Here is a 26,788-nt window from a genome sequence, read left to right as displayed (position 1 = left end):
CGTTGGGGCCGTGGCCATTCACCCCATCGGTGGTACTTCCGTTGCCACCCGCGCCGCCATTGGACTCTCCGTCACCACCGGTGCCGCCGTTGCCGCCATTGCCGCCGAGACCGCTGCCGGTGGTGGAGGTTCCTGACCCGCCGTCACCGCCAGCGCCGCCGTTGCCGGCGTTGCCGCCGTTGCCGGCGTTGCCGCCGTCGCCGTTGACTATGCGGCCGTTACCGCCCTTGCCGCCCGCGCCCGCGGTGACGTCTCCGGTCGCGACCGTCGCATCGCTGCCGTTGCCCCCGGCGCCGCCGTTACCGATGAGACCGGCGTTTCCACCGCTGCCGCCGGCTTGGCCGGGGCCACCGTCGGCGCCGCTGCCGATGAGCAGGCCGCCGTTCTCACCCGGCTCGTCGCCGTTGCTGATGAAAATGCCGATGGCGGCGCCGATCAGGTTGCCGATGGCATCGAACGCGGCCAGGTCCGCCGCGCTCGGGGGAGAGAACTCGAGCGCGCCCGCGCTCGATTGTGTGACGCCCAGCGGCGCTGCCTGTGCGGCCGATGCGTCGCCGGTTCGGGCGGCCGCCGATCGCACCAGGATTGAGGGCGTGAAGTGGCGTGGGGTCGTCGCAGCGGCTGTGGTGCCGCCGCCGGGCGCCACAACAGGTGCATGACCGGTAGGGGGCGCGCCCGCATCTCCGATCAGGGGGCTGCCCCCGGGTGCGACCGTGGGAGCGGCGCCTGGCGCGCCGGTGGCTGGCAGCCCGACCCGCGCTGCGTACAGGCTGTTGGGCATGGCAATGGCCGCGAGGTTCGGTGCCGACGACAGTGTCACCGACTGCTCACGCTCCAGCACGGAGGGCGATTGCCCTTCGGTGGAGGCGATGCCCGTCGCGGCTAGCGCGCCGACGGCCACCGCGGCGGTGAGCATGGTCTTCTTCGCGACAATCGCCATTGCCAGATCCTTTCCCGAGACGCACTGCGCCCCTGAACTGATGAACCGGTGAGATGCGCAGGCCCGCTGGGCGACGTACCGACCGCATCCTGACTCGATGGCGGTTTGCCAATCCGCGGCAAGCCGGCCCGCGCACGCTCACTGCGTACTGTGCATGACCGATTCAGCCCGGCACAGGAGGTAAACAACTCAAATTTGCTAGGGAGGGTTCGACCCTGGAGGACTAGTCCTGACGCCCGGCGTCGACAACGCGGAGTACCGCCGAGCCCTCTTCGTCGGACGCCTCGAGATCCACCTCAACGTCGAAGCCCCAGTCGTGGTCGCCTGCAGGGTCGTCGAGGATCTGCCGCACCCGCCACACGTCGGGCCGGCGGTCGATGATCAGCAAGGCCGGTCCCCGGGCGTCGGCGCCGGTGCCCACGTCATCGTGCTCCGCGAAGTAGGCATCGATGACCTCCTCCCAGCGCTCGGACGTCCACCCTGAGCCGGCGTCCAGCTCGCCGAGGTCGTAGGCGCGACGCCGCGCGAACAGCTCCACCCGACGGAAGAGTGCATTGCGGACCATCGCAGTGAAGGCCCGCTCGTTTCCGGTTAGCGGGCGCGGTCGAGCAGGCACCGCCACGGGCGCGTCCAGCGACTCTTCTGGGTTGGTGAGCTGTTCCCACTCGTCGAGCAGACTCGAATCAACTTGGCGCACAAGCTCACCCAGCCACTCGACGATGTCGGTGACCTCCTCGGTCCGCGCTGCAGCGGGAACTCCGGACCGCAATGCCTTGAAGGCGTCGGAGAGATAGCGCAGCACTGCGCCCTCGGAGCGGGTCAGCCCGTAGACGCTGACGAACTCCCGGAAGGTGAACGCCCGCTCCCACATCTCACGCACGACCGACTTCGGCGACAGTTGCGCGTCAGCGGCCCACGGGTTGCTCTGCAGGTACACCTCGTACACGTGCCCGAGCAGCTCGTCGAGCGGCTTGGGATAGGTGACGTCGTCCAGCAGCTCCATGCGCTCGTCGTACTCGATGCCCTCGGCCTTCATCTGGGCGATGGCCTCTCCCCTGGCCTTCTTCAGCTGCGCCGCAAGGATCTGGCGCGGGTCCTCGAGGGTGGCTTCGATGACCGAAACGACGTCCAGCACATAGGTTTCCGATGACGAGTCGAGCACGTCGACCGCGGCGAGCGCGAACGTCGACAGCGGCTGGTTGAGGGCGAAGTCGGGCGGCAGGTCGACGGTCAGCTGGTAGCGGCGCCCGTCGGGGTCGGGTTCGTCGAGCCGCTCCAAGACGCCGGCCTGCAATAGCGAACGGGCGATGCCGACCGCCTCTCGGATGTGTCGTAGTTGCCGCTTGCGCGGCTCGTGGTTCTCGGTGAGCAGCCGGCGCATCGCGACGAATGGGTCACCGGGACGGTCGACGACGTCGAGGATCATCGACGTCGACACCCGCATGTTACTGGTCAGCGGCTCAGGGGCGGCTTCGACGAGTCGCGTCATGGTCGACTCGCTCCACGGCACCATGCCCTCGGGAACCTTGCGGCGCACCAGCTTTCGCCGCTTCTTGGGGTCGTCGGCAACCTTGGCGAACTGTTTGAGGTTCTCGACTTCGTGGTCGGGTGCCTGGACGACGACGGTGCCTGCGGTGTCGTAGCCCGCACGTCCGGCCCGCCCAGCGATCTGGTGGAACTCGCGGGCGTTGAGCAGCCGGGTACGAACGCCGTCGTACTTCGACAGAGCCGAGAAGACGACGGTCCGGATCGGCACGTTGATGCCGACGCCGAGGGTGTCGGTGCCGCAGATGACCTTGAGCAGGCCGGCCTGGGCAAGCTGTTCCACCAATCGCCTGTACTTGGGCAGCATGCCGGCGTGGTGCACGCCGATCCCATGCCGGACCAGTCGCGACAGCGTCGTCCCGAAGGCAGACGAAAACCTGAACCCGCCGATCAGGTCGGCGATCGCTTTCTTCTCCTCCTTGGTGCACACGTTGACGCTCATGAGCGCCTGCGCGCGCTCCAGCGCGGACGCTTGGGTGAAGTGGACGACGTAGATCGGCGCCTGCTTCGTGTCGAGCAGGTCGGCGATCGTCTCGTGCATGGGCGTCGTCGCGTAGTAGTGGTGCAGCGGAACCGGGCGCTCGGAGTTGGCGACCAGCGCGGTCGGCCGGCTAGTGCGACGGGTCAGGTCCTCGCGGAGGAACGTGACGTCGCCGAGAGTGGCCGACATCAGCAGGAATTGCGCCTTCGGCAGTTCAAGCAGCGGCACCTGCCACGCCCACCCGCGGTCGGGGTCTCCGTAGAAATGGAATTCGTCCATGACCACCAGGCCGATATTTGCGTCTGCGCCTTCGCGCAGCGCGATGTTGGCCAATACCTCTGCGGTGCAGGCGATGATCGGCGCCCCCTGATTGACGGAGGCGTCGCCGGTCAGCATGCCGACGTTGGCCGCACCGAACACGTCGCACAGGGCGAAGAACTTCTCGCTGACCAGTGCCTTGATCGGCGCGGTGTAGTAGCTGCGCCGGCCCGCTGCCAGCGCCGCGTACAGCCCGCCGGTGGCCACCAGTGACTTGCCTGAGCCGGTCGGCGTCGCCAGGACCACGTTCGCGCCGCTGACCAGTTCGATCAGTGCTTCCTCCTGCGCCGGATACAGCACCGTGCCGCTCGCCTCGGCCCATGCGGCGAAGGAGGCGAACAGCTCGTCGGCGTCGCCGCCCTTCGCGCGCAGGGCAGACAGGTCGCTCGGGCCGGCGAGCAGAGGTGGGACGGACATCGTGAGGAACAGCGTGCCCGATCGGGATTCTCGCCGCCGCGCTGCCCTACATCAGCTGGCTGAGCTTCTGGAGGGCGCGTCCCTGCGCTCTAGCGCCCTTCTGGCCGAGCAGGTCGTCGCGCCGGATCTCGTCTTCGTCAACCTCGACCTCGCGAGCCGCCGGTCCGCCCTCGATCTCTAATCGCAGTTTGCCCGGCAGCTCCGGGTTTGGGACTGCCACCGATCGGATGTTTCCGGCTGCATCAGCCAGCACTAGTACTTTCATGGCACTTGTCCTCACTCTCTGATCGTCGCCATGTGGATGGCGTAGCTGGCGTCGGTGGTTCCCGTGTTCTTGATCCACCAGTGGATCTCCTTCTCGAGATCGCCTGAGCCGTTGTTGACCTCGCGATGTTCGACGCGGGTGATCTCGACGCGGGCAGACGCTCCGACGGCGGGCGGGATCTTCAGCGAGAGCATTGCGTCTACGCTGAATGCCCACACCCGTTGGGCCGCGGCGTTATTCCATGAGACGTGATGGGTGTCGCCGGGCTCGATGGCCGTGATGAAGCCGATGTGACTGAACGTGACGCTTGGCATGAAGCTTCCTCCTTCACAGGCGTTGTGCCGAGGTCTTGCAACGGTCCGGATGTGCCGCTGTCATAAGTAGGAGTGCCGACCTCGCGTCAAACGGACAGTTTTCTTGAGGGTTTCTTCGGGGCCAAATGTCGTCGCGGGCTAGGAGTTGAATCCCAGCGTGTTTGACGCCGTATCGAGAACGGCCGTCGCTCCGAGAGGTACCGCCAACGGCTCCTTGCCATGTCCGAGTGGCAGCCCACCGAGTATCGGAACATTCAGGCGCGCGAGAAATCTTCGCGCTGGGATGAATTCGCGATCGCCCATCCGTTCTGGGCGTCGAGAAGGCTGAACACCCAAGAAAGGCTCAACATGAAGATCGTCGTAATCGGAGGGACCGGCCTAATCGGCTCAAAGGTGGTGCACGACTTGACCGAACGCGGTCACGACGCCATCGCCGCCGCGCCGTCGACCGGTGTGAACACCATCACCGGCGAGGGTCTGTCCGACGTGCTGGCCGGCGCTCAGGCGGTCGTTGATGTGTCGAACTCCCCGACGCTCGACGGTGCAGCCATGGAGTTCTTCACAAAGGCGACCACAAACCTGCTCGCCGCCGAGGCCGAAGCCGGTGTCGCACACCACGTTGCACTGTCGGTCGTGGGCACCGACCGTCTGGCACCCAAAAGCGAGTACTTCCGAGCCAAACTGGCGCAAGAAGAGCTCATCAGCGCTGGCCCGATTCCCTACACGATTGTGCACGCGACGCAGTTCTTCGAGTTCTTGAAGACCATCGCCGACTCGGCGACCGTCGGCGACACCGTCCATCTGCCACCCGTGCTCATCCAGCCGATGGCTTCGGCCGACGTCGCCGAGGCGGTTGCCATCGCCGCGGTCGGCGAACCGGTGAACGGCATCGTCGAAGTAGGTGGACCCGAGCAGTTCCGCCTTCCCGACCTCATCCGGACCGCGCTAACCACCCGCGGCGATGCGCGCCGGGTCATCGCCGACCCCGACGCGGGTTACTGGGGTGTCGCAATCGAAGAGCGCACCCTCGTCCCCGGACACGGTGCGACCCTCTTCGACATCCGGTTCGAGGACTGGATTCTCGAATCGGTCGCCAAGGCGTAACCAATTCAAGCCCCGTGTCACGGCGGGCGGTATGGCCCGTCACGGTCCGGTCGAGTCGCGAGTTAAGAGCGGGAGCACCGGGTTTCAGGCGGCCCTGCGGGGTATGCGCCAAGCAGAGCGTGGCTGGTCCCACCTGCCACCGGACCGACACAGGGCACGATGACAGCACATATGGAGCCGCCCGATCCCGATTCGCCCGTACGGCGGCGGCGGCTCGACGAGACGGCGACGTTCCGCAGCTGACCCTCCCACGTGCTTCGCGCGCGGCCTACCGGTAGGTTTCTCCCTAAACCGGACGCGGGAGTCGCTGATGCCGAACGAGGGTCGGGGGCAACGTCTGCGCGGCCGCGCACGCGAATGCGAGACGCTTCGGACCCTGATTTCAACCGTCCGATCGGGTAGTTGCCAGGTGCTTGTGCTCCGCGGAGAGGCAGGCGTCGGCAAGACCGCGTTGCTCGAATACACCTCAGAGCTGGCGTCGGGGTTCCGCTGCACTCAGGTCGCAGGCGTGCAGTCCGATATGGAGCTCGCGTTCGCCGGCCTGCAGCAGTTGTGTGCGCCGCTGATGGATCACGTAGACGAATTGCCCGAACCACAGCGCGAGGCACTGAACGTGGCTTTTGGGCGTGGCGTCGGGGAGGCCCCTGACCGTTTCCTGGTTGGGCTGGCGGTGCTTAGCCTGATGGCCACCGCCGCCAATGACCAACCCTTGCTGTGCATCATCGACGATGCGCAGTGGCTCGATCAGGTGTCCGTGCAGACGTTGGGCTTCGTCGCGCGACGCCTGCTGGCCGAGCCGGTCGCCTTGGTCTTCGCGGTACGCGACGGCGGAGCCGACGTGCTCGTCGGCCTACCTCGTCTGGACATCGGCGGCCTGTCCGACGCCGACGCGCGAGAGCTGCTGGATTCGGTATTGGTGGGACCGATCGACAAGCGTGTGAAAGACCGCATAGTCGCGGAGACGCGGGGGATTCCGCTGGCCCTGCTCGAAGTGCCGCGCAACGTCTCCGCGGCCGAGCTCGCCGGCGGGTTTTGGATTGCGGGTAAGCGCTCCTCGGCGGCAGCTCTCGAAGAGAGCTTCGTGCGCCGCATCCACTCTCTCCCGGCCGATACCCAACGACTGTTGCTCGTCGCGGCCGCCGAGCCAGTGGGCGACGCCGCATTGTTCCTGCGCGTCGCGGCGCACCTGGGCATACCGGTCGACGCGCTGGCGCCGGCGGAGGCCGCGGGCATCCTCGAGTTCGGTCCGCGCATGCGCTTCCACCACCCGCTGATGCGCTCGGCTGCCTACCGTGCAGCCGACTTGCCCGCGCGCCGGGCGATACATGCGGCGTTGGCCGAGGCCACCGATCGCCACGTCGACCCGGACCGACGCGCATGGCACGGCGCAAACGCCGCGACGGGACCCGACGACGCTGTGGCCGCCGAGCTGGAAACCTCTGCCGAACGGGCGCAGAGCAGGGGCGGAGTCGCGGCGGCGGCGGCATTCTTGGAGCGCGCGACGGTGCTCACGTCGGATCCGGTCCTGCGCGGCGCCAGGGCGATCGCCGCCGCGCAGGCCAAGCGTGAAGCGGCCGCACCCGACGCGGCATACGCACTTCTCGCGATAGCCGAGTCGGGACCGCTCTCAGACCTCCAGCGGGCCCAGGTCGCCAGGATGCGCGCGCAAATGGAGTTCGTCCGCAGCCGTGCCGGCGAGGCGGGAGCGCTTCGGACGACTGAAGCCGCGGCGCGACTACTCAGTGCCGCCAGGCAACTCGACGGCCTTGACGACGAACTGGCGCGCGAGACATATCTCGAGGCGCTCGCCGCGTCCATGTACGCGGGTCGACTCGGCGAACCGGGCAGGCTCACCGAGGTCGCCGAAGCCGGTCGATCGGCGGTCAGTCGGCTGACTGAGCTGAAACGGCCGATCGACTTCCTGTTGAGCGGCATGACAAGCCGCATCCTCGACGGTCCCGGAGCCGGCTCGGCCCACCTGCGCTCCGCTCTCGAGCTCTGGAATGCCGGGCAGAAGGTCGACGGCAAGGCCCGGCTGTGGCCGTTCCCGATAGCGCAGGAGTCCGCCGCGCATGAACTGTGGGACGACGCGGTCTTGAAGGAGATCGCAACCGAAATGGTTCGGCGGGCACGTGACACCGGCGCACTGGCGGTTCTACCTTCGGCGCTCACCTATCGGGCCGGGGTGCACGTCTATAACGGCGAGTTCACCATGGCGGCAAGGGTTCTGGAAGAAGTAGAGGCAACCACCGCCTCGATGGGTCACACACCGGTGAAGTACCATTCGCTGACCCTTGCAGCATGGCGGGGCGACCACGCAGAAGCAGTCGAGCTGATGGAGTCAGCCGCCGCGGCTGGGGCCGCCAAGGGTGAAGGCCGACTGGTTGCCTTGACCAAGTACACCGCTGCCGTTCTGTTCAATGGACTTGGCCGCTACGAGGAGGCATTCGCAGCAGCGCGTGAGTGTTGCGGCTACGAGGATTTGGGCTTCTACGGTGTGTGCCTCCTCGAACTCATCGAAGCCGCGGTGCATATGGGCGATCGCGAATCGGCCGCTCAGGCACTGTCGCTGCTCGAGGAGCGAGCTGGCACCAGTGCATCCGACTTTGGGCTGGGTGCGGTCGCCGCAGCGCGAGCCCTGCTCGCCCCGCATGAAGAAGCCGAGAGCTTATTCGCTGAGGCGATCGAGCGTCTCGAGCGCGCCCGGATCGGCCCGCACCTCGCACGCACTCGCTTCTTGTACGGCGAGTGGCTGCGCCGCGCAAAGCGCAAACTCGATGCCCGCCAACAGCTCACGACGTCCTACGAGATGTTCACCAAAATGGGCGCACACGGGTTCGCGGAGCGCACCCGGCGGGAATTGGTGGGTACCGGCGAGAAGGTGCGCAAGCAACAGGTCACCTCCGGCACCGAGCTGACTGCACAGGAGGCGCAGATCGCGCGGTTGGCAGGCGACGGTCTGACGAATCAGGAGATCGGTGCGCAGTTGTTCATCAGCACGCACACCGTCGAATGGCACCTGCGGAAGGTCTTCGTCAAGCTCGGCATCACCTCACGCAGGCAGCTGCGTACTGTTTCCTGGGCGAGCTAGCTCAAGCCGGACTTCCTTCTGAAGGCTCGTCTGAGGTAATCAGGTTTTCCGCGACCACGTTCGGGTCGAACGCCGGTTTTCCGGGACGGGGCCCGCCTTTGAGCCAGAACGCGGAACCGGGCTTGGCCGCCTCTCGGCGCAGCGCCCACAGCGTGCTCTTGCAGACCCCCTCCTTGATCGAGGCGACGAAACGGCCACTGAAGTACATGTTCACCGCCGTGTCGTCCTTGCGGGCGAACTGCAGAATGCCCGACTTGCGGCCCAGGCTGATGCAGGCTCCGGCGAACGCCTGGTCGATGTCCGCAGGCGCGGTGCCTGCGATGCGGCTCAGGACGGTGTTGGCCGCCTGCGCGCCCAGCGGCGAGGCGGACTGGCAGCTCATCCGCAGTGGGACGCCTGACGGGGAGGCGCAATCGCCCGCGGCGACTATGCGCGGATCGTCCAGACTCGTCAGAGTCTCATCGGTGAGCAGTCGGCCCACGGCGTCGGTGCGCAGACCGCTGGTGGCCGCAAGGTCGGGCACACCGAAGCCCGCCGTCCAGATCGTGACCGCGCTCGGGCGCACCGCGCCGTCGGCGTAGACCACGGCGTTCGGCCGCACCTCGGTCACGACATCTGTCTCGAGTACTAAGACCCCCAACTTGGTCAGCACCTTGGCGACCGACTGACGGCCCGGCTTGGACAGGTACGGCCCAAGCTGGCCGCCGCAGGCCAACGTGACGTTGTGGCCCTGCTCGGCGAGCTCGGTGGCTGTCTCGATTCCGGTCAATCCGGCTCCGACGACGGTGATGGGGGCGTCAGGGTGCAGACCATCGATGGCGGCATGCAGGCGCTGCGCCAGCTCCAATTCAGCGATGGGATAGGCGAATTCGGCGGCGCCAGAAACTGAGGCGGGCACGGCAGCGGTGCTGCCGACCGCGTAGATCACGTAGTCGTAGTCCAGCGCCGGACGGGTCGCCAGTTCGACGGTGCGCTTGGCGGTGTCGATGCGGGTCGCGGTGTCGATGACGAGCTTGATGCCTTCACCGAGCAGTGTGCCGTAGTCGACTGTCGCGTCGTAGTTGCCGGCCACATGCTGGTGCAGCCGGATGCGCTCGACGAACTTCGGGCGGGGGTTGACCAGCGTGATGTCGACGTCGCCGCGCATCCGCAAATGGTTGGCCGCCAGTGTTCCTGCGTAGCCGCCGCCGATGACGACTACCTTCGTGGGTGCGTTGTGTTCAGTCATGCCCTCAAGACACCTTCCTTGCTTGTGTCGACCGGCGTGCATGCCGGCGTCCTGATGCCCAGAACGCATCGAAGATCGTGAACTCATCCCAAGGCCGAAACTTCCCGCCGGTGATGCGAGGCCACTACGTGGCTGCCGCTGAGCGTCCGCGGCTCCTCGGTGGCGAGCGCCGTCTAGATGTTCACCCCAATGGGCGCAAAGGGTTTCGCGGAACGGCCCAGCCAGGAGTTGACGAGCTGACGGCCCAGGAGGCGCAGTGGCACCTGCGTACTGATTCCTGGGCAAGCTAGCACTGCGGTCTTATTCGACGAGCTTGCCGAGGGTGGATACTGCACGCATCCGAGCCGAAATATCCAGTGGTATACCGGGAATGGCTTCGCGTTCGATACGGCCGGGGCCAGACCAGACCAGGTTGACGTTCAGCGCTTCGTCGAGGCGCGGGTAGTCGGAGCGATTGTGGCAGCCGCGTGTCTCGCGGCGTTCCAGTGCTGTCTCGAGCGTGGCCCGCGCCGCGATGACGCTGGCCTTGAGGTCGAATGCGTGGGCGAGATCGTAGAACCCCGCGATATCCGGGTGCACGCCAACATCGCTCAGCCGGTCTTCAATCTGCGCCAGCTCGTTGAGCCCCTTGAGTAGCCCAGCCTCGTCGCGCACAACGCCGGCGTGCTCGGTCATGGCGTTGCGCAGTGCGCGTTGGAGGAATCGGACGTTCTCCGGACCATTGGTGGCCAGGATCTCGTCGACTTCGTTTCGGGCATCGGCAACCGCTGCACGCGAACGTTGTTGGGCATTGAGCTGAGCGGAGTACGTGCCGGCTGCCTGACCGGCGATCTTGCCGTAGACGAGTAATTCGATCAGAGAGTTGCCGCCGAGACGGTTTGCTCCGTGCAGGCCACTCGATGCCTCGCCGATCGCGTATAGACCTTCGACGTCGGTGCTGTGATCGCCGGGGCGAACCCATACACCGCCCATCGAATAGTGTGCGGTGGGCGCGATCTCGATGGGCGTGGTGGTGATGTCGAGCAACTGAAGATCCATCAAGGTCTGATAGACGCGCGGCAGGCGATCCATGATCTGCTCACGCGGCAGGTGTGAGACGTCTAACCACACACCTCCGCGGGGTGTGCCGCGGCCCTCCTTGATCTCGGTGTAGGCGGCGAGTGCGACCCGGTCTCGGGTGGACAGTTCCATCCGGTCGGGGTCATAGCGTTTCATGAAGCGTTCACCGAGGTCGTTGCGCAGGACGCCGCCCTCGCCGCGAGCCGCCTCGGACACCAGGGTGCCCGCGGAATCTTCTGGTTCGATCAGCCCGGACGGATGGAATTGGACGAGTTCCGGATCGCGGAGACGCCCGCCCGCTTCGAGCGCCAATCGGAAAGAGTCACCGGTGTTTTCGTCGCGACGCGACGACGTGCGCCGCCAGATCCGAGTGTGCCCACCGGTGGCCAGGATGACAGCATCTGAGTGCACGGTGTAGCGGGTGCCGTTCTGAAGGTTGAAGCCGTACGCGCCGAAGATGACGTTGTCGCGGACGAGCAGCTTGGTGATGTAGACGGAGTCGAGGATGCGAATGCCGAGCTCCGCCGTCCTCCTGATTAACGTGCGCTGCAGTTCCAGCCCGGTGTAGTCGCCGGCGAATGCGGTGCGGCGGAAGGTGTGTGCGCCGAAGAAACGTTGAGAGATTCGGCCGTCCTCTTCACGGGCGAAGACCATGCCGTAGCGCTCCAGGTCCGCGATCGATTCCGCGGCGCCCTCGGTGACCACCTGCACCGTCACCGGGTCTGCAAGCAAGTAGCTTTCCGTGAGGGTGTCGGCCGCGTGCTGCTGCCAGGTGTCATCCGCATCAACGGTGGCTAAGGCCGCGTTGATGCCACCGGCCGCCAAAGTGGTGTGCGCGTCCATCTTGGGCCGCTTGCCAACGACAAGGACGTCGACTCCTCGCTCGGCCAATTCGATCGCCGCTCGCAGCCCGGATCCTCCGGTCCCGATGACCAGGACGGAGGTTGCGATCTGCTGTTCAGTGCTGGTCATCCTTTGGCAGCCGTTTCGAGAATCCAGTCCTCGAACCGGATGTCGAACAGGGTTGCGCCGTCGCCGGGGACCAGGGTGTGCTCCTCGACTTTGACTCCCACATAGGTTGCGGCGGGGTCCGCGACGACCTCGCGGCCATCGCCACGGGCGGTCAGCGCCGTCCGAATGAGTTCGGGAAGGCGGAACTGCTCCGGTCCGCCGATCTCGGTGATGCCATTGACCGGTTCACCGACGGCGGCGATGGCCACGGCTTCGGCGACGTCGGCAGAGGCCATCGGCTGAATGAGCGCGTCGGGCAGGCGCACCGTGCCGTCGACGGTCGCCGCGTCCGCGATGGTCTTGAGGAACTCGAAAAACTGCGTCGCGTGCACGATCGTGTAGGGGATCGGGCCGGTGCCGAGGAGCTTTTCCTGGGCCAGCTTTGCCCGAAAGTAGCCGCTCTGCGGAGCCATCCGGTCGGTGCCCACGACCGACAGCGCGACATGATGGGCGACACCGGCTTCGGCTTCAGCCGCGAGGAGGTTGGTTGTCGATTTCTTGAAGAAGTCCATGGCCTCGACCTCCTCGAACGACGGCGAGTTCGTCACGTCGACGACGACCTGAGCGCCAGACAGAACGTCGGACAGGCCTTCGCCGGTGACCGCGTTCACGCCGGTCGACGGAGCAGCGGCAATGGCGTCGTGCCCGTGTTCGGTCAAGGTGTGCACCAACTTTGAGCCGATGAGGCCGGTACCCCCGATGACGACGATTCTCATGATGAGCCTTTCTTCGATCCGTGCACAGCTTCCTGGGGGCCAGAACGGATCACGCTCCGCGGATTCATCCCGTCCCAAGGATGCGAGTTGTTGTCCCCATCACTACGGACTAATGACTACGGACTTCCAAGGGTTCGCTCACGTTCTGCCACCGCCAGACTGAATTCGACAGTCTGGAACGGGTTCTGATGTGGAAGGCAGGTAATCGTGGACGTTTACGAGGCGGTCCAGACCCGACGGGCGGTGCGTGCGTTCACCGACGAGGCCGTGCCGACGGATGTGCTGCAGCGTGTGTTGTCCGCAGCAGCCTGGGCGCCGTCGGGATCGAACCTCCAACCGTGGCGCATTTATGTGGTGACCGGACCGACTCTGGCGCAGCTCAAGAAGGTCGCCGTCGAGCGGGTGGCTGCCGGCGATCCGTGGGACGAGCCGGAGTACGTGATGTACCCGCCCGCACTGAAATCGCCGTACGACGAGCGTCGATCCGCGTTCGGCAAGGAGCGTTACAGTGCGCTCGGCGTTGCACGCGAGGACTGGGAGGCACGCCAGCGGGCCGCCATTGCGAACTGGGACTGCTTCGGCGCGCCCGCCGCTTTGTTCTGCTACATCGACCGCGACTTGGGACGGCCACAGTGGGCCGACCTCGGGATGTATCTGCAGACCGTGATGCTGCTGCTGCGCGCCGAGGGACTGCACAGCTGCCCGCAGATGTCGTGGGCGAAGGTTCGCACGACCGTTGCGGAGGTCGTCTCGCCTCCAGACGAACTGATGCTTTTCTGCGGCATGTCGATCGGGTACGAGGACGTCACCGTGGATTACATCCGCACGGGGCGGGCGCAGCTCGACGAGACGGTCACGTTCATCGGAGATTTCCCCGAATGACGAGTTAAGCGCCCCGGAATTCTGTTTCGGCGGGGCCGATCAAGATCGCGGAGCGTTGGCGATCATCCTCGCCCTGAGCTTCTGTCCAAATTGCCCACGTATCGAGCGACAAAATCGTTGTCGCTCGGTACGTGGGCAATTTCTATAACCACCCGACGGGCGATGGCACTCGGGACGGTGACGGGAGGAACGGCGCCTATTGCGTGGCAACTCGTTGTTCACTAGAGGCCGCACGGCGGTGGGCCAATGAACGGAATGCAGATCCCGGGCGGAGGCGGAGGAGGCGGGGGCGGGGGACCCGCCGGCGGAGGAGGCGGCGGGGGCGCCTGATGCGGAACGCCGTGCCACGGGTAGATGGTGTTGGAGGCGATGTCGACGACACCCTCAGAGTTCCAGTACCAATCGTGGCAGACGTTCCAGTCCCATTTGACCATGTAGCTCCAGGAATAAGGAGTGTCGCCGGGGCACCAGCGAGTGCAGGCGCCGACCCCAGGCGGGCAGTTCCCGTCTGAATAGCTGGGGCCCCAGGCAGGGTCGGCTTCAGCGGAGCCGGTGGCCAGACCCAGACCGGCCAGGCCCAAACCGCCCGACACGACCACGGTGGTTGCCAACCGCGAAATTCGGTTCATCGTTTGGTTCCTTTCATGAGGCGCCACCCCAGCTACCGATCCCAACAACAAGGGCGACCTTCGCGTGGAGACATCGTCGGTGTGGGGAGTCCACCCGAATGGGGTAGTGGACTACTCCAGTTTGCGAAGGCGCTCGTCAGGCCGCTGAAACCACTGACACCGCTCACCACTGCTGACTACGGACTACTGACTACGAACTTCCAAGGGTTCGCTTCGCCGCGGCAACCGCGAGGCTGATCTTGCAGGCAACCACAGCAACCTGGAGGTTCAAATGAAGGTCGTAGTCATCGGCGGCACCGGGCTCATCGGCTCGAAGGTCGTTGACAAGCTCACCGAGCACGGTCACGAGGCGATCGCCGCGGCGCCGAACACCGGAGTCAACACCCTCACCGGTGAGGGCCTGGCCGAAGCGCTGACCGGGGCGCAGGTCGTGGTCGACGTGTCCAACTCCCCGTCATTCGAAGACGGGCCTGCATGGGACTTCTTCACCACCGCCACGGGCAACTTGCTGTCCGTAGGCGAGACGACCGGTGTATCGCACTACGTCGCACTGTCTGTGGTCGGGACCGATCGACTGGAAGACAGCGGGTACTTCCGGGCGAAGGCAGCACAAGAACGGCTCATCACGGAATCGGCGATGCCCTTCTCCATCGTGCGCGCAACGCAGTTCTTCGAGTTCGTCGGGCGCATCGCGGATTCGGCGACCGACGGCGACACCGTGCGGATCTCGTCCGCGCTCAACCAACCGATGGCGGCCGATGACGTAGCAACCGCCGTTGCCCGCATCGCGGTCGGCCAACCCGTCGGCGGCACCCTCGAGGTTGCAGGCCCAAACCGGTATCCGCTCGACGAACTGGTTCGCGCCCGGCTCCGTGCGCAAGGCGACACCCGCCGCGTCGTGACCGATACCCAAGCACGCTACTTCGGCGTCGTACTCGACGACCACACGCTGGTGCCAGGTCCCGACGCAATCGTTTATCCCACCCGCTTCGAGGACTGGCTCATTGACAACGCGCCGGCTCCGGTCCGATAACCCGTCGGCGCAACGGTTTCGAGGAGATCAATCATGACAATCACTTCCATACGCAGCACGTCCGAGCCGGACACCGAACTCGCGGCACGCTTCGCCCGTGAAGCGGAACCCTTCTTTGAGGTTCTATCCCGTGGAGCGCGACGGCTGACCCGTTGCGAGGCCGACGCTGAAGACCTGCTGCAAGATGCGCTGTTACACGCATACGCGGGATTTCACACGTTCCAGGAGGGCAGCAACCTCAAGGCGTGGCTCTTCCGGATCCTGTACAACCGCTGGGTCAGCGCATACCGCAGCAAGAAGTGCCGTCCTGCGGAAGTTTCTGTCGCCGAAATCGCTGAGCGGGACCTGGTCGGGGGTTTCGCACGACTGCCCGCCGGGCAGCGCTCCGCAGAGGCCGAAGTCCTGGATGCGTTGCCGGACAATGAAATCAAAGCAGCGATGGACAGCCTGCCCGAAAGCTTCCGGACGGTGGTGTACCTCGCCGACATCCAGGGATACACGTATGCGGAAACCGCGGCGATGCTGAACATTCCGATGGGCACGGTCATGTCCCGGGTCTCCCGTGGCCGGCAGCGGCTCCGCGTCGCACTGTCTCACGTCGCCCCCACCCGCGGCAGCCTCGCCGCGGCCGAACCCCGCATCGCATAGGAGTCTGCAATGGAACTGACCGATCAGACAGCGTTGATCACCGGCGGAACCGCGGGCATCGGTTTGGCGTGCGCTCGGCTACTGGCCCGCGAAGGTACCGCCGTCATCATCACCGGTCGAGACGCGGAGCGTGGCAAGTGCGCGGCCGCGAGGATCAACGGGAACGTGCGATTCATCCAGGCCGATCTATCGGACATCGAATCCGTGAAATGGCTTGCCGCGCAAGCTGGCGACGTCGACATACTGGTTAACAACGCTGCCAACTTCCCCTCGGCGACCACCATTCAGCAGGAGATCACGTCGTTCGAGAAGACGTTCGACACCAACGTCCGCGGCACCTACTTCCTGGCCGCCGGCGTTGTGCCGGGAATGCTCAAGCGTGGACGCGGCTGCATCATCAACGTCACGAGCATGGTTGCCTCAAAGGGTGTTCGCGGGGCATCCGCCTACAGCGCTTCAAAGGCAGCCGTGGAATCCCTCACCCGCACCTGGGCCGTCGAGTTCGGCGCGCGCGGAGTTCGGGTCAACAGCGTCGCGCCCGGACCGACCAAAACCGAAGGCGTCGAGGCGGAATGGGGAGACGTCAACGAAGAACTCGGACGGGCGTTGCCGTTGGGTCGCACCGCCGATCCCGAAGAGATCGCGCACGCAGTGCTCTTTCTCGCCTCGCCGCGCGCGAGTTTCATCACCGGCTCGACCCTGCACGCCGATGGCGGCGGCAGCGCTATCTGAACACAACCAAGGAGGAATGACCGATGTCGAAGAAATATGACGCTGGATGGGAGAACGCGTTGACGGTTGTGCAGGAAGCGCAGCCGCCGTTCATACCCGAAGGCGCACATGCCATGACCGTTGTCATCGACTACCCGCCGGGTAGCACGGGTGCACCGCCACACCGGCATCCGAGCGGTCCTGCCTTCGGCTACATGCTGGAGGGCGAAATGCTCTTCGAGCTGGAAGGCCAGCCGCCCCGAGTGGTCCGGGCCGGAGAAGCGTTCTGGGAGCCGGGAGGCGACGTCATCCATTACTCGGACGGCAACAACCGCGACGACATGAGGTGCCGCTTCACGGTCACGATGCTCTGCGTTCCCGGCAAGCCGATGCTCGAGCTCGTCGACGAAGAGGAACTGGCCGCGCGCAGGCACCTTCGTGTGCCGGCTGAGTTGAACGACGTCACTTAAGGACCATCAGATGTCAAAGATATTGCTGCAGACGACAATCCCGGCGCACCCCGATGACTAGGACATCACCCGCTTCTCGTTGTTGACCGACGAGCTGCGTGCTGCCGGTCACGAAGTGATCGCACGCAATCGGGCCAACCGGGGTGGCGACGATCCGGTGCTGAGTCACGTCGACGATCTCGGCTACGACCAGGTGTGGCTGATGGCCGTCGATGTCGGTGACGGCCTTACTGCCTCCGACGCCTACGCCATCCGGAGGTTCCGCGAGAACGGTGGCGGTGTGCTCACCGCGCGCGATCATCAAGACTTTGGGTTGCTGCCTGAGCCGGCTCGGGTCGCTTGGAGTGGTCAACGAGTTCCACGACAAGACCGTCGACCCGGCGACGATGTGCGACGACCAGGACACCCCGACGATCTCATGGCCCAACTACCACTCGGGCGCCAACGGCGACTACCAGCCGGTGCTGGCAGAAGAACCGGTGCACGCGCTGCTGCGCACCGATCGGACTGCCAGCGGACGGATCTGGTTGCGTGCCCGCAGGCCTATAGCGGCTAGCAGGTAGAGCAGATCTGCTGCCAACGTGGATGACAAGAGCGGCGGCGCAGAGGAGAGTTCGTTGCGGACCGACGGCGACCTGCCGGCCTGGTAGCCAGATGCGAGGAGGCGCAACCATGACCACTACGATCACCCGCAGCAGCCATTCCATCTCACTTCTGGACGGCGAGATCGTCGAGGAGTCCGAGCTTGGCTCGATGCGACGGGTCACTGCCGACAACTTCCCGATCCTCAAGGGCATGTCGATCAAGCGGGTGCTGCTGAACCCGGGCGCAATGCGCACTCCGCACTGGCACGCCAACGCCAACGAACTCACCTACTGCGTGTCCGGGACCGCATTGGTGTCGGTACTCGACAACGGCAGCAAGTTCGCGTCGTTCATAGTCAGTGCCGGGGAGATGTTTCATGTCGATTCCGGTTCGTTGCACCACATCGAGAACATCGGTGAGGACGTCGCCGAGTTCATCATCACCTTTCGTCACGAGCGGCCAGAAGACTTCGGTCTGGGTGCCGCGTTCGGTGCGATGACGGATGCGGTGCTGGGCAACACTTATGACCTGCCTGCATCGGACTTTTCGGCCATCCGGCGCAGCACGGCCGACCACAAACTAGCTGCGCGACAGGGAGTGCCGGTGATCCCCGACGGTGCGCGTTTTGCGGATCCGCACAAGTTCGCCATCGAAGCGCAGCAAGCGCCGCTCGACTATGCCGTCGGCAATGCCAGATTCGCCCGGGTGCAGTACTGGCCGGCGTTGAAAGACTTGTCGATGTACTCCTTGCGTATTCGCGAAGACGGGATGCGGGAACCGCACTGGCATCCGAACACGGCTGAAATGGGCTATGTGCAAAGGGGTTCGGCCCGGATGACCGTCATGGACCCCGACGGTTCTCTCGACACCTGGTATATGAAGGAGGGTGACGCCTACTTCATCCCGCGGGCCTACCCTCACCACATCGAGGTCGTCGACTCGCCGGACTGGCATTTTCTGATCTTCTTCGACCAGCCATTCCCCGCCGATATAGGCTACCGTGCCTCGGCCAGCGCCTACACCCGCGAAGTTCTCGCCGCGACGTTCAACACGCACATCGACGACCTCCCAGACTTCCCCTTCACGCCCGCCGATCCGCTGATCGTCAACCGCATCAATCCCGTCGATGCCCGCGAGGTCGCAGGGAGTGAGACATAAGCTCGTTGACGTCGACCGGCCACCGGCGGGCTTGCTTCGAGCCGCGTTGCGGATGCCGATCCATCTCTATCGATTCAAATTCGGCTGGCTTCTCGGTCGTCGGCTGCTATTGCTCAACCACGTCGGCCGCGTCACTACGTCGTCGCGTCAGGCTGGGGACCCGGCGCAGGTTGGTACCGAAACATTTGTCACAACCCCGATGTGACGATCCGCGTGGGCAACCGGACGCTCGCTATGCCAGCGGTACTGCTCAGCAGCGACTGGCACTCGGTCGACGGGGCTGAAGTCGACTACCGCCAGTCCGCTCTACACCTGCCGTTCGTCCGATTCGTCTACCGCACAGCGGATTAGCCGCTTGGTGTTGCCCGGCTGCGGCGCCATACCCGATAGCCGCTTCGCGCCGCGAAGGCCCCGACGATGGCGGTCACACACCACACCCCGATGGCGGCATATGCCAACGGTGCCGACAGATCTCCGATCGACGCGCCTAGCGCGGTGTAGACGAATGCGCGCGGCGCCGAGCCGATGAAAGCCCCAACGGCCATCTGCCACAACGGAACTCCGAACGCGCCGAACGCGTAGGAAGCCAACGCATCGGAGATGCCTGGGATGAAACGCTGGCCGACGACCGCCCACAATCCTCCGCGATCGATCTGTGCGTCGAGGCGGTCGGCGTGTTGCGCGCCAAGCAGTGCACGAGCGCTGCCGCGGCCTGCCCGCCTGCCGATGAGGCTGGTGATGACCGCGGTGCCCATCGCGGAGCACAGCGTCACGAACGTGCCGAGCCACGGCCCGAACAACACACCACTGCCCGCGGCCAGCAGGGGGCCCGGCACGAACACTGCGCCGAGCACGGCTGACACCACGACGTAGAGCAGCGGCGCGGCCGGGCCGGCTGCAGCCACCGTGCGCCGGACATCCTCGACATCGACCACCCGTGTGACAGCGACCAGATAAAACAGTCCGAGCAGGAACGCGACGAACAGGGCGAGCCGCAGGATGTGTCGCCGTCGGGTCGTGGCGGGGGAACCGTCGCTGGTGGTCATGCTGACGCAATCCTGCCGCACCACGGCGACGCATCCGAATGATGACGCCTCATATCGGGTACCCGACGCCAGGCGTGAAAGGAGGCCAAAGTGGCCAAGGATCATGGTCCAAGCGTCAAGAACGACAAGCAGTACGAAGGCTTGCGCGAGAAAGGCATGAGCAAGTCGCGCGCCGCGGCGATCGCGAATTCGCCTGGATCCTCCAGCAGAGGCGGCAAGAGTTCAGGCAGTGCCCAGAGCAAGCGCAGCAGTGGCTCCGGCAGCGGCGGCAATACGGCCCAGAAGAAGGAGGCTGGCCGCAAGGGCGGCAAGAAGTCGAGCTAGTCCTCGGTCGAGTGGCGGTCCTGGTCGCGTCAGTTTGCTGACGGGGACTGTGGATCACCCAGGTCTGCTCGGTATTGTGTGGTCCGGCTATATGTCGCGAAGCCTGGTCAGAGTTGACCCGTCGCGGCGAGGCCGACAATCGTCCGACCGGGAGCAGGCTTCGTGACCCTCAACACCATCGCGCTCGAACTCGTGCCGCCGAACGTGGAACGAGGCCGCGAACAGGCGCTGGAGGACGCGCAGAAGGTGCAGCGCTGCTCGGCCGAAACCGGCCTGGATGGGCGCATCCGGCACGTGATGATCCCCGGCATGATCGAGGAGGACGACGACCGGCCCATCGAGATGAAGCCGAAGATGGACGTCCTCGACTTCTGGTCGATCATCAAACCGGAGTTGCCCGGCATGAACGGGCTGTGCACCCAGGTCACGGCCTTCCTCGACGAGTCGGCCCTGGGCCGCCGCCTGGCGGACCTCAGCGCCGCCGGTTTCGACGGCATCGCGTTCGTCGGCGTCCCACGAACCATGAACGACGGCGACGGCTCCGGTGTCGCGCCGACCGACGCCCTGTCCCTCTACGACCAGGTCGTGCCCAACCGCGGCGCGATCCTCATCCCCACCCGCGACGGCGAACATGGCCGCTTCAACTTCAAGTGCAACCAGGGCGCCACCTACGGCATGACCCAGCTGCTGTACTCCGACGCGATCGTCGGCTTCCTCACCGAATTCGCCAAGAGCACCGACCACCGGCCAGAGATCCTGCTGTCGTTCGGGTTCGTCCCGAAGATGGAGGCCAAGGTCGGCCTGATCAACTGGCTGATCCAGGACCCCGGCAACCAAGCTGTCGCCGACGAGCAGGATTTCGTCAGGAAACTGGCCGAAACCGAGCCGGCGAAGAAGCGGCAGCTGATGGTCGACTTCTACAAGCGGGTGATCGACGGTGTGGCCGACCTCGGCTTCCCGCTGAGCATCCACCTGGAGGCGACGTACGGCGTGTCCACTCCCGCGTTCGAGACCTTCGCCGAGATGCTCGCCTACTGGTCGCCGACGAAGGCTTAAACCGCAGCGGCGGCCACCTCGATGACGACGTTGCCCGGCGCGATGCAGTAGAAGAGGTAGCGGCCCCGCATCACTCGCGGGGGATCGACGTGTTGGTCATCGCGCACACCGCAGAATACTTGGTCCACTGTCGCCATCGACGGCAAGTGGAATCCGATGTGATACGTCGTGGTGCCAAGCGTCACCTGGTCGGCACCCCCGCGTTTGGCGACCGGCTTGCTGATCACCAGCTCCATTCCGGCATCGTCGTGCAATATCGCCAATGCGTCGGCTCCGAGGGTCCGGTCATGACGAAAGTCGAAGTGCCGCAAGAAGAAATCGCGGGTCGCGACGACATCGGGTACGTACAAATCGAGATGGTTGAGAATCATTGAGGCACTCCTGTGGGCGCGTGTTCACCATGGAGCCGTGGGTTCTCGCTGGAGTGCGGAACAGAGCTTCCCTGAGGAAGTGACCGGGCTTACCTGATCAACCGGTCGTGCCTTTTTCGACTCGGCCACCATACATGGCATCGTCGTGGCCGCCTATCCTGGCGCGAGTGTCCGAACCGTCAGTCGCCGAGCTGCGTAAGCGGCTTGACGGCCTGACCATCCGCGACGCCGCCCTCCTCGGTCGTCGCCTCAAGAATCTTCGCGGCGCGAAGCCGGAGAAGCTGCAGCAGCTCGCCCAACAACTCACCGCCGCCGAGGCCCTGGTTGCCACCCGCACCTCCGCCGTCCCGGCCATCACGCATCCCGACCTGCCCGTCAGCGAGCTGCGCCACGAGATTGCGAAGGCGATCAGCGAGCACCAGGTGGTCGTGGTCGCCGGTGAGACCGGGTCAGGCAAGACGACCCAGCTGCCCAAGATCTGCCTGGAACTCGGCCGCGGTATCCGGGGCACGATCGGCCACACCCAGCCGCGCCGGCTGGCCGCCCGCACCGTCGCTCAGCGCATCGCCGATGAACTGCACACCCCACTAGGCGAAGCCGTCGGCTACACCGTTCGCTTCACCGACCAAGCCAGCGACCGCACCCTGATCAAGCTGATGACCGACGGCATCCTGCTCGCCGAGATCCAGCGCGACCGCCGCCTGCTGCGCTACGACACGCTCATCCTCGACGAGGCCCACGAGCGCAGCCTCAACATCGACTTCCTGCTCGGCTATCTGCGCGAACTGCTCCCGCGCCGCCCCGACCTCAAGGTGATCGTCACGTCGGCCACCATCGAACCGGAGCGCTTCGCCGCGCACTTCGGTGACGCGCCGATCGTCGAGGTGTCGGGGCGGACCTACCCGGTCGAAATCCGTTACCGCCCATTGGAAGTCCTCGCGCTGTCAACAGATGATGATGACCCCGACGATCCCGATCACGAGGTCGTCCGCACCGAGATGCGCGACCAGACCGAAGCAATCATCGACGCCGTGCATGAGCTGGAAGCCGAACCGCCTGGCGACGTTCTGGTCTTCCTGTCCGGCGAGCGCGAGATCCGCGACACCGCCGAAGCGTTGCGAGGCGCCGTCGACCGCATCGAAGTGCTACCGCTCTACGCCCGACTCCCCACCGCCGAGCAACAGCGCATCTTCCAACCGCATACCGGCCGCCGAATTGTGCTCGCCACCAACGTCGCCGAGACGTCGTTGACGGTGCCGGGCATCCGCTATGTCGTCGACCCTGGCACCGCACGCATCTCGCGCTACAGCCGCAGGACCAAGGTGCAGCGGCTGCCGATCGAGCCGATCTCACAGGCCTCCGCCGCGCAGCGTGCAGGGCGTTCCGGGCGCACCGCACCAGGCGTGTGCATCCGCCTCTACTCCGAAGAGGACTTCGCGTCGCGGCCGCGCTACACCGATCCCGAGATCCTGCGGACGAATCTCGCCGCGGTGATCCTGCAGATGGCCGCCCTGCAGCTGGGCGACATGGAGAACTTTCCCTTCCTCGACCCGCCGGACAAGCGCAGCATCCGCGACGGTGTGCAGTTGCTGCAAGAACTCGGCGCGTTCGGCAGCGACGGCGCGATCACCGACGTCGGCCGCCGCCTCGCGCAGCTGCCCCTCGACCCACGACTGGGCAGGATGATCTTGCAGTCCGATGCCGAAGGGTGCGTCCACGAGGTGCTCGTGCTCGCCGCGGCGTTGTCGATTCCGGATCCTCGCGAACGGCCTGCTGACCGGGAGGACGCCGCGCGGCAGAAGCATGCCAGGTTCGCCGACGAGCACTCCGACTTCATCTCCTACCTGAACTTGTGGCGCTACCTGGGAGAGCAGCGAAAAGAACGGTCCGGCAACTCTTTTCGACGGATGTGTCGGGAGGAGTTCCTTCACTATCTGCGTATCCGCGAATGGCAGGACCTCGTCGGGCAGCTGCGCAGCATCGCCAGGGACATGGGCATCCGCGAGCAGGACGAGCCGGCCGATGCCGCGCGGGTGCATGCAGCGCTGACTGCAGGCCTGCTGTCGCATATCGGCATGCGAGAAGGTGACTCGCGGGACTATGCCGGTGCACGGAATTCGAAGTTCGTCCTTGCACCCGGTTCGGTGCTCACCAAGCGCCCGCCGCGCTGGATCGTCGTCGCCGACCTCGTCGAGACGAGCAGGCTGTACGGACGGATAGCCGCGCGCATCCAGCCGGAGGACGTCGAACGCGTCGCCGGCCACCTCGTGCAGCGCACCTACAGCGAGCCTCATTGGGACGCCCAGCGCGGTGCCGTGATGGCCTTTGAGCGGGTGACGCTCTACGGCCTTGCGCTGGTGCCGCGCCGACGGGTGAACTACGCGCAGATCGAGCCTCAGCTGGCGCGTGAGCTGTTCATCCAGCACGCGCTCGTCGAGGGCGATTGGCAGACCCGTCACCACTTCTTCCGCGACAACGTGCGGCTGCGTGAGGAATTGGCGGAGCTGGAGGAGCGGGCACGTCGGCGAGATCTCCTGGTGGGTGACGACGAGATCTACGCGTTCTACGACGCCCGCATCCCTGCCGAAGCCGTGTCCGCTCGGCATTTCGACGCATGGTGGAAGAAGCAGCGGCACAAGACGCCTGACCTCTTGACCATGGGTCGTGACGACCTGTTGCGCAACGACTCGGCGGGTGACCAGCCGGACGCGTGGCAGGCGGGCGACCTCTCGCTACCGCTCACCTACCGCTTCGAGCCCGGTGCCTTCGACGACGGTGTCACTGTGCATGTGCCGGTCGAGGTGCTCCCACGCGTGGGCGGGGACGAATTTGCTTGGCAGATACCGGCTTTACGTGAGGAGCTCGTCACGGCGTTGATTCGTTCACTTCCAAAGGAGCTGCGCCGCAACTTCGTTCCCGCACCGGACACCGCGCGCGTGGTGCTCGCCTCGCTGGAGCCGGGAGACGAACCTCTGCTGGAGGGTCTGCAGCGGGAGCTGCGGCGACGCACCGGTGTTCTGGTCCCGATCGATGCGTTCGACCTTGACAAGCTGCCGGCCCACCTGCGGGTGACGTTCGCCGTCGAGTCAGCCGACGGCACCGAGGTGGCGCGTGGCAAGGATCTCGACGCGCTGCAGCACCAGCTCGCCGCGCCGGCCCGGAAGGCCGTCGCCGATGCGGTCGCTGGAGAGCTGGAACGCACCGGGCTGCGAACCTGGCCCGACGACCTCGGCGAGGTTCCCCGCAGTGTCGAGCGGATCAGCGGCGGCCACGCCGTACGCGGATTCCCGGCGCTGGTCGATCGGGGCGCCGCCGTCGATCTGCGGGTGTTCGCAGCGCAGGCCGAGCAGGACGCGGCGATGGGGCCCGGCACCCGCCGGTTGTTGCGGTTGTCGGTGCCGTCGCCGGTCAAGGCAGTCGAGCGGGCACTGGATCCGCGCACACGACTAGTGCTCGGCACCAATCCGGACGGGTCGCTGTCCGCGCTGATCGAAGACTGCGCCGACGCGGCGACAGCCGTCATTGCGCCTGGGTTGGCATGGACGCGCGGCGACTTCGTTGCGCTGCGGGACAAGGTGGCTGATGCGTTGGTGCCGACCACCCTCGATGTCGTCGCACGTGTGGAGAAGGCACTGGCTGCGGCGCATGACGTGGAGCTGGCATTACCGGCAGAGCCGTCGCCTGCTCAGGCCGAGGCGATCGCCGACATCCGCGCGCAGCTGGGCAGGCTGTTGCCGAAGGGCTTCGTCACCGCGACCGGGCCAGGGCGGCTGGCCGACGTCACGCGTTACGTCACCGGCATCGGGCGGCGGCTTGAGCGGCTGCCGCACGGCATCGCGGCTGACCGTGAGCGAATGGAGCAGGTGCGCGCCGTGCAGGATGCGTATGACGAACTCCTGCAAGCACTTTCGCCAGCACGGGCGGCGGCTGCTGATGTCCGTGACATTGCCTGGATGATCGAGGAACTGCGGGTGAGCCTCTGGGCCCAGCAGCTCGGCACCGCCCGCCCTGTGAGCGAGCAGCGCATCTACCGGGCGATCGACGCTGTGACGGGCTGAGTCCGCGAATGTCGACCGCGCTACTCTCCCGCAGTGGGACGAAAGCGCGTCGTCATTGCTGGGCTCGGCGACAGCGGCGTCCTCGCGGCGATCAAGCTGGCGAGGCACGTCGACGTCGTCGGCATCTCGGCCAAACCCGCCCTGGTCAGCGGCCAGGAACTCGGACTGCGTATCTCGCGGCCGAACGATTGGGCCAGGGACAACTGGATCGCGTTCGACAGGTTCCGCGGCCTTGACCGCGTCAAAACGGTTCACGGCACGCTGACCGGCGTCGACCTCGCCGAGCGACTTGTCTTCGTTGAGCGCAACGATGGCTCGCCAGTGACCCAGCCCTACGACGCTCTGATCATCTCGACTGGTGTCACCAACGGCTTCTGGCGGCGCCCGAGCCTGCAGTCGGATGAGGAGATCGAGGCCAGTTTGCAAGCGGCACACCGCCGCTTGGCGGCAGCGGAGTCGGTGATGGTCGTGGGTGGCGGTGCTGCTGCGGTGAGCAGCGCCGCGAACATCTCGATCAGGTGGCCGGCCAAGCGGGTGGATCTGTATTTCCCGGGCGATCGCGGGCTGCCGCAACACCATCCTCGAACGTGGGCGCGTATTCAACAGCGACTCACCGAGGTCGGTGTGCGGCTGCACCCGGGGCACCGCGCAGTGCTGCCGGACGGGTTCGCGTGCGACGAGATCACCAGTGAGCCCGTGCAGTGGAGCACCGGCCAGTCGCCGTCGTCGGCCGACGCTGTGCTGTGGGCGATAGGTCTGGTGCGGCCCAACACCGACTGGCTGCCAACAGAACTCCTCGATGAACACGGCTTTGTGCGCGTGACGCCGCAGCTGCGGGTGCCCGATCACCCTGGCGTCTTCGCGGTCGGCGACGTCGCGGCGACGGATCCGCTTCGGAGCTCGGCTCGCAACCGAGCCGACGCGCTTGTCGCGCATAACGTCCGCGCCGAATTCGAGGGACGACCGCTGCGCAGCTTCCGGCCGCCCAAACGGCGGTGGGGTTCCATCATTGGTATCCAGGCCGACGGCTTGGAGGTCTTCGGGCCCAAGGGCCGCGCCTTCCACTTCCCGGCATGGTCGATCGACCGCGTGCTGATGCCATGGGTGGTCCGATGGGGCCTATATCGCGGCGTGCGCGACAAGGCATAGCCGTCATCAGAACGGCGGCGGTTTGTTGCGTTGGGTGCTGTGGTTGTTGTTGAGTTGGCGTTCGGTTTGGATGGCGCGTTGGCGGTTTTGGGTGCGGGTGTGTGTGCGTCGGGGCATCGCCAGTCCGCGGCCGGGCTCAGCGGGGGTTGTCGCGGTGGGGGTGGTGATGGGTGCGGTGG

General features: G+C 65.7%; 23 protein-coding genes and 2 pseudogenes. 14 read left to right on the top strand and 11 right to left on the bottom strand.

The window, feature by feature from the left end:
• The 5 genes and pseudogenes from VFH65_RS11795 to VFH65_RS11775 all read right to left on the bottom strand — a co-directional run.
• Positions 1-940: pseudogene (locus tag VFH65_RS11795) on the bottom strand (hypothetical protein); the annotation flags it as partial.
• A gap of 223 nt (positions 941-1,163) precedes the next feature.
• Positions 1,164-3,701, bottom strand: coding sequence for a DEAD/DEAH box helicase (locus VFH65_RS11790; RefSeq protein WP_353321642.1), 2,538 nt, complete (start codon positions 3,699-3,701; stop codon positions 1,164-1,166).
• A 46-nt stretch (positions 3,702-3,747) separates the two neighbouring features.
• The gene (locus VFH65_RS11785; protein WP_353321641.1) at positions 3,748-3,966 is read right to left on the bottom strand and encodes a hypothetical protein; all 219 of its coding nucleotides are present in this window, start codon (positions 3,964-3,966) and stop codon (positions 3,748-3,750) included.
• Between the two features lie 11 nt (positions 3,967-3,977).
• On the bottom strand, positions 3,978-4,280 hold the full coding sequence (locus tag VFH65_RS11780; RefSeq protein WP_353321639.1) for a hypothetical protein: 303 nt from the start codon (positions 4,278-4,280) through the stop codon (positions 3,978-3,980).
• 138 nt (positions 4,281-4,418) lie between these two features.
• Positions 4,419-4,583 carry a hypothetical protein gene (locus VFH65_RS11775; RefSeq protein WP_353321638.1) on the bottom strand — a complete coding sequence of 55 codons (165 nt, stop codon included), beginning with the start codon at positions 4,581-4,583 and terminating at the stop codon, positions 4,419-4,421.
• A gap of 45 nt (positions 4,584-4,628) precedes the next feature.
• Between VFH65_RS11775 and VFH65_RS11770 the strand changes: the two genes are divergently transcribed.
• The gene (locus VFH65_RS11770; protein ID WP_353321636.1) at positions 4,629-5,384 is read left to right on the top strand and encodes an SDR family oxidoreductase; all 756 of its coding nucleotides are present in this window, start codon (positions 4,629-4,631) and stop codon (positions 5,382-5,384) included.
• A gap of 310 nt (positions 5,385-5,694) precedes the next feature.
• Positions 5,695-8,475 (top strand): ATP-binding protein, encoded by a 2,781-nt coding sequence (locus VFH65_RS11765; protein ID WP_353321634.1) that lies wholly within the window; start codon positions 5,695-5,697, stop codon positions 8,473-8,475.
• Between the two features lies 1 nt (position 8,476).
• On the opposite strand, the gene VFH65_RS11760 is transcribed toward VFH65_RS11765, so the two are convergent.
• From VFH65_RS11760 to VFH65_RS11750, 3 genes are all read right to left on the bottom strand, one after another.
• A complete protein-coding gene (locus VFH65_RS11760; RefSeq protein ID WP_353321632.1) occupies positions 8,477-9,703 on the bottom strand; it encodes an NAD(P)/FAD-dependent oxidoreductase in 1,227 nt (408 codons plus the stop codon).
• 300 nt (positions 9,704-10,003) lie between these two features.
• Positions 10,004-11,734 (bottom strand): FAD-dependent oxidoreductase, encoded by a 1,731-nt coding sequence (locus VFH65_RS11755; RefSeq protein ID WP_353321630.1) that lies wholly within the window; start codon positions 11,732-11,734, stop codon positions 10,004-10,006.
• A complete protein-coding gene (locus VFH65_RS11750) occupies positions 11,731-12,489 on the bottom strand; it encodes an SDR family oxidoreductase (protein ID WP_353321629.1) in 759 nt (252 codons plus the stop codon). The genes VFH65_RS11755 and VFH65_RS11750 overlap by 4 nt, the downstream gene beginning before the upstream one ends.
• 207 nt (positions 12,490-12,696) lie before the next feature.
• On the opposite strand from VFH65_RS11750, the gene VFH65_RS11745 reads away from it, so the two are divergent.
• Positions 12,697-13,371: a nitroreductase gene (locus VFH65_RS11745; RefSeq protein WP_353321627.1), complete on the top strand. Its 675-nt coding sequence runs from the start codon at positions 12,697-12,699 to the stop codon at positions 13,369-13,371.
• Between the two features lie 221 nt (positions 13,372-13,592).
• Here VFH65_RS11745 and VFH65_RS11740 read toward each other — a convergent pair whose 3' ends face one another.
• On the bottom strand, positions 13,593-14,000 hold the full coding sequence (locus VFH65_RS11740; RefSeq protein ID WP_353321625.1) for a hypothetical protein: 408 nt from the start codon (positions 13,998-14,000) through the stop codon (positions 13,593-13,595).
• A gap of 271 nt (positions 14,001-14,271) precedes the next feature.
• Between VFH65_RS11740 and VFH65_RS11735 the strand changes: the two genes are divergently transcribed.
• The 7 genes and pseudogenes from VFH65_RS11735 to VFH65_RS32060 all read left to right on the top strand — a co-directional run bounded on the left by VFH65_RS11735 (position 14,272) and on the right by VFH65_RS32060 (position 18,956).
• Positions 14,272-15,033 carry an SDR family oxidoreductase gene (locus VFH65_RS11735; protein WP_353321624.1) on the top strand — a complete coding sequence of 254 codons (762 nt, stop codon included), beginning with the start codon at positions 14,272-14,274 and terminating at the stop codon, positions 15,031-15,033.
• Positions 15,034-15,066: 33 nt separating this feature from the next.
• Positions 15,067-15,681: a sigma-70 family RNA polymerase sigma factor gene (locus tag VFH65_RS11730; protein ID WP_353321622.1), complete on the top strand. Its 615-nt coding sequence runs from the start codon at positions 15,067-15,069 to the stop codon at positions 15,679-15,681.
• Between the two features lie 9 nt (positions 15,682-15,690).
• Positions 15,691-16,413 carry an SDR family NAD(P)-dependent oxidoreductase gene (locus VFH65_RS11725; RefSeq protein WP_353321620.1) on the top strand — a complete coding sequence of 241 codons (723 nt, stop codon included), beginning with the start codon at positions 15,691-15,693 and terminating at the stop codon, positions 16,411-16,413.
• A gap of 23 nt (positions 16,414-16,436) precedes the next feature.
• Positions 16,437-16,862, top strand: a complete 426-nt coding sequence (locus VFH65_RS11720) for a cupin domain-containing protein (protein ID WP_353321619.1) — start codon at positions 16,437-16,439, stop codon at positions 16,860-16,862.
• Positions 16,863-16,926: 64 nt separating this feature from the next.
• Positions 16,927-17,398: pseudogene (locus VFH65_RS11715) on the top strand (hypothetical protein); the annotation flags it as partial.
• Positions 17,399-17,534: 136 nt separating this feature from the next.
• Complete coding sequence (locus VFH65_RS11710; RefSeq protein WP_353321618.1) at positions 17,535-18,605, top strand: cupin domain-containing protein; 1,071 nt, start codon at positions 17,535-17,537, stop codon at positions 18,603-18,605.
• A gap of 72 nt (positions 18,606-18,677) precedes the next feature.
• A complete protein-coding gene (locus VFH65_RS32060; protein ID WP_414688402.1) occupies positions 18,678-18,956 on the top strand; it encodes a nitroreductase/quinone reductase family protein in 279 nt (92 codons plus the stop codon).
• On the opposite strand, the gene VFH65_RS11695 is transcribed toward VFH65_RS32060, so the two are convergent.
• Positions 18,953-19,651 (bottom strand): TVP38/TMEM64 family protein, encoded by a 699-nt coding sequence (locus tag VFH65_RS11695; protein WP_353321615.1) that lies wholly within the window; start codon positions 19,649-19,651, stop codon positions 18,953-18,955. The two genes, VFH65_RS32060 and VFH65_RS11695, sit on opposite strands and share 4 nt — an antisense overlap.
• A 90-nt stretch (positions 19,652-19,741) precedes the next feature.
• Between VFH65_RS11695 and VFH65_RS11690 the strand changes: the two genes are divergently transcribed.
• Both VFH65_RS11690 and VFH65_RS11685 read left to right on the top strand, forming a co-directional pair.
• On the top strand, positions 19,742-19,975 hold the full coding sequence (locus tag VFH65_RS11690; protein ID WP_353321614.1) for a DUF7218 family protein: 234 nt from the start codon (positions 19,742-19,744) through the stop codon (positions 19,973-19,975).
• Between the two features lie 162 nt (positions 19,976-20,137).
• On the top strand, positions 20,138-21,031 hold the full coding sequence (locus VFH65_RS11685; RefSeq protein WP_353321612.1) for a mycobacterial-type methylenetetrahydrofolate reductase: 894 nt from the start codon (positions 20,138-20,140) through the stop codon (positions 21,029-21,031).
• On the opposite strand, the gene VFH65_RS11680 is transcribed toward VFH65_RS11685, so the two are convergent.
• Positions 21,028-21,402 carry a VOC family protein gene (locus VFH65_RS11680; protein WP_353321611.1) on the bottom strand — a complete coding sequence of 125 codons (375 nt, stop codon included), beginning with the start codon at positions 21,400-21,402 and terminating at the stop codon, positions 21,028-21,030. The genes VFH65_RS11685 and VFH65_RS11680 overlap by 4 nt on opposite strands.
• A 167-nt stretch (positions 21,403-21,569) precedes the next feature.
• On the opposite strand from VFH65_RS11680, the gene hrpA reads away from it, so the two are divergent.
• Entirely contained in the window at positions 21,570-25,460 is a 3,891-nt protein-coding gene (hrpA, locus tag VFH65_RS11675) for an ATP-dependent RNA helicase HrpA (protein ID WP_353321609.1), read from the top strand.
• A 33-nt stretch (positions 25,461-25,493) separates the two neighbouring features.
• Positions 25,494-26,609, top strand: a complete 1,116-nt coding sequence (locus VFH65_RS11670) for an FAD-dependent oxidoreductase (RefSeq protein WP_353321607.1) — start codon at positions 25,494-25,496, stop codon at positions 26,607-26,609.
• The last annotated feature ends 179 nt before the right edge of the window (positions 26,610-26,788 follow it).

This window comes from Mycobacterium sp., assembly GCF_035697385.1.
Lineage (GTDB): Bacteria > Actinomycetota > Actinomycetes > Mycobacteriales > Mycobacteriaceae > Mycobacterium.
This window is presented reverse-complemented; position numbering and strand designations above follow the sequence as displayed.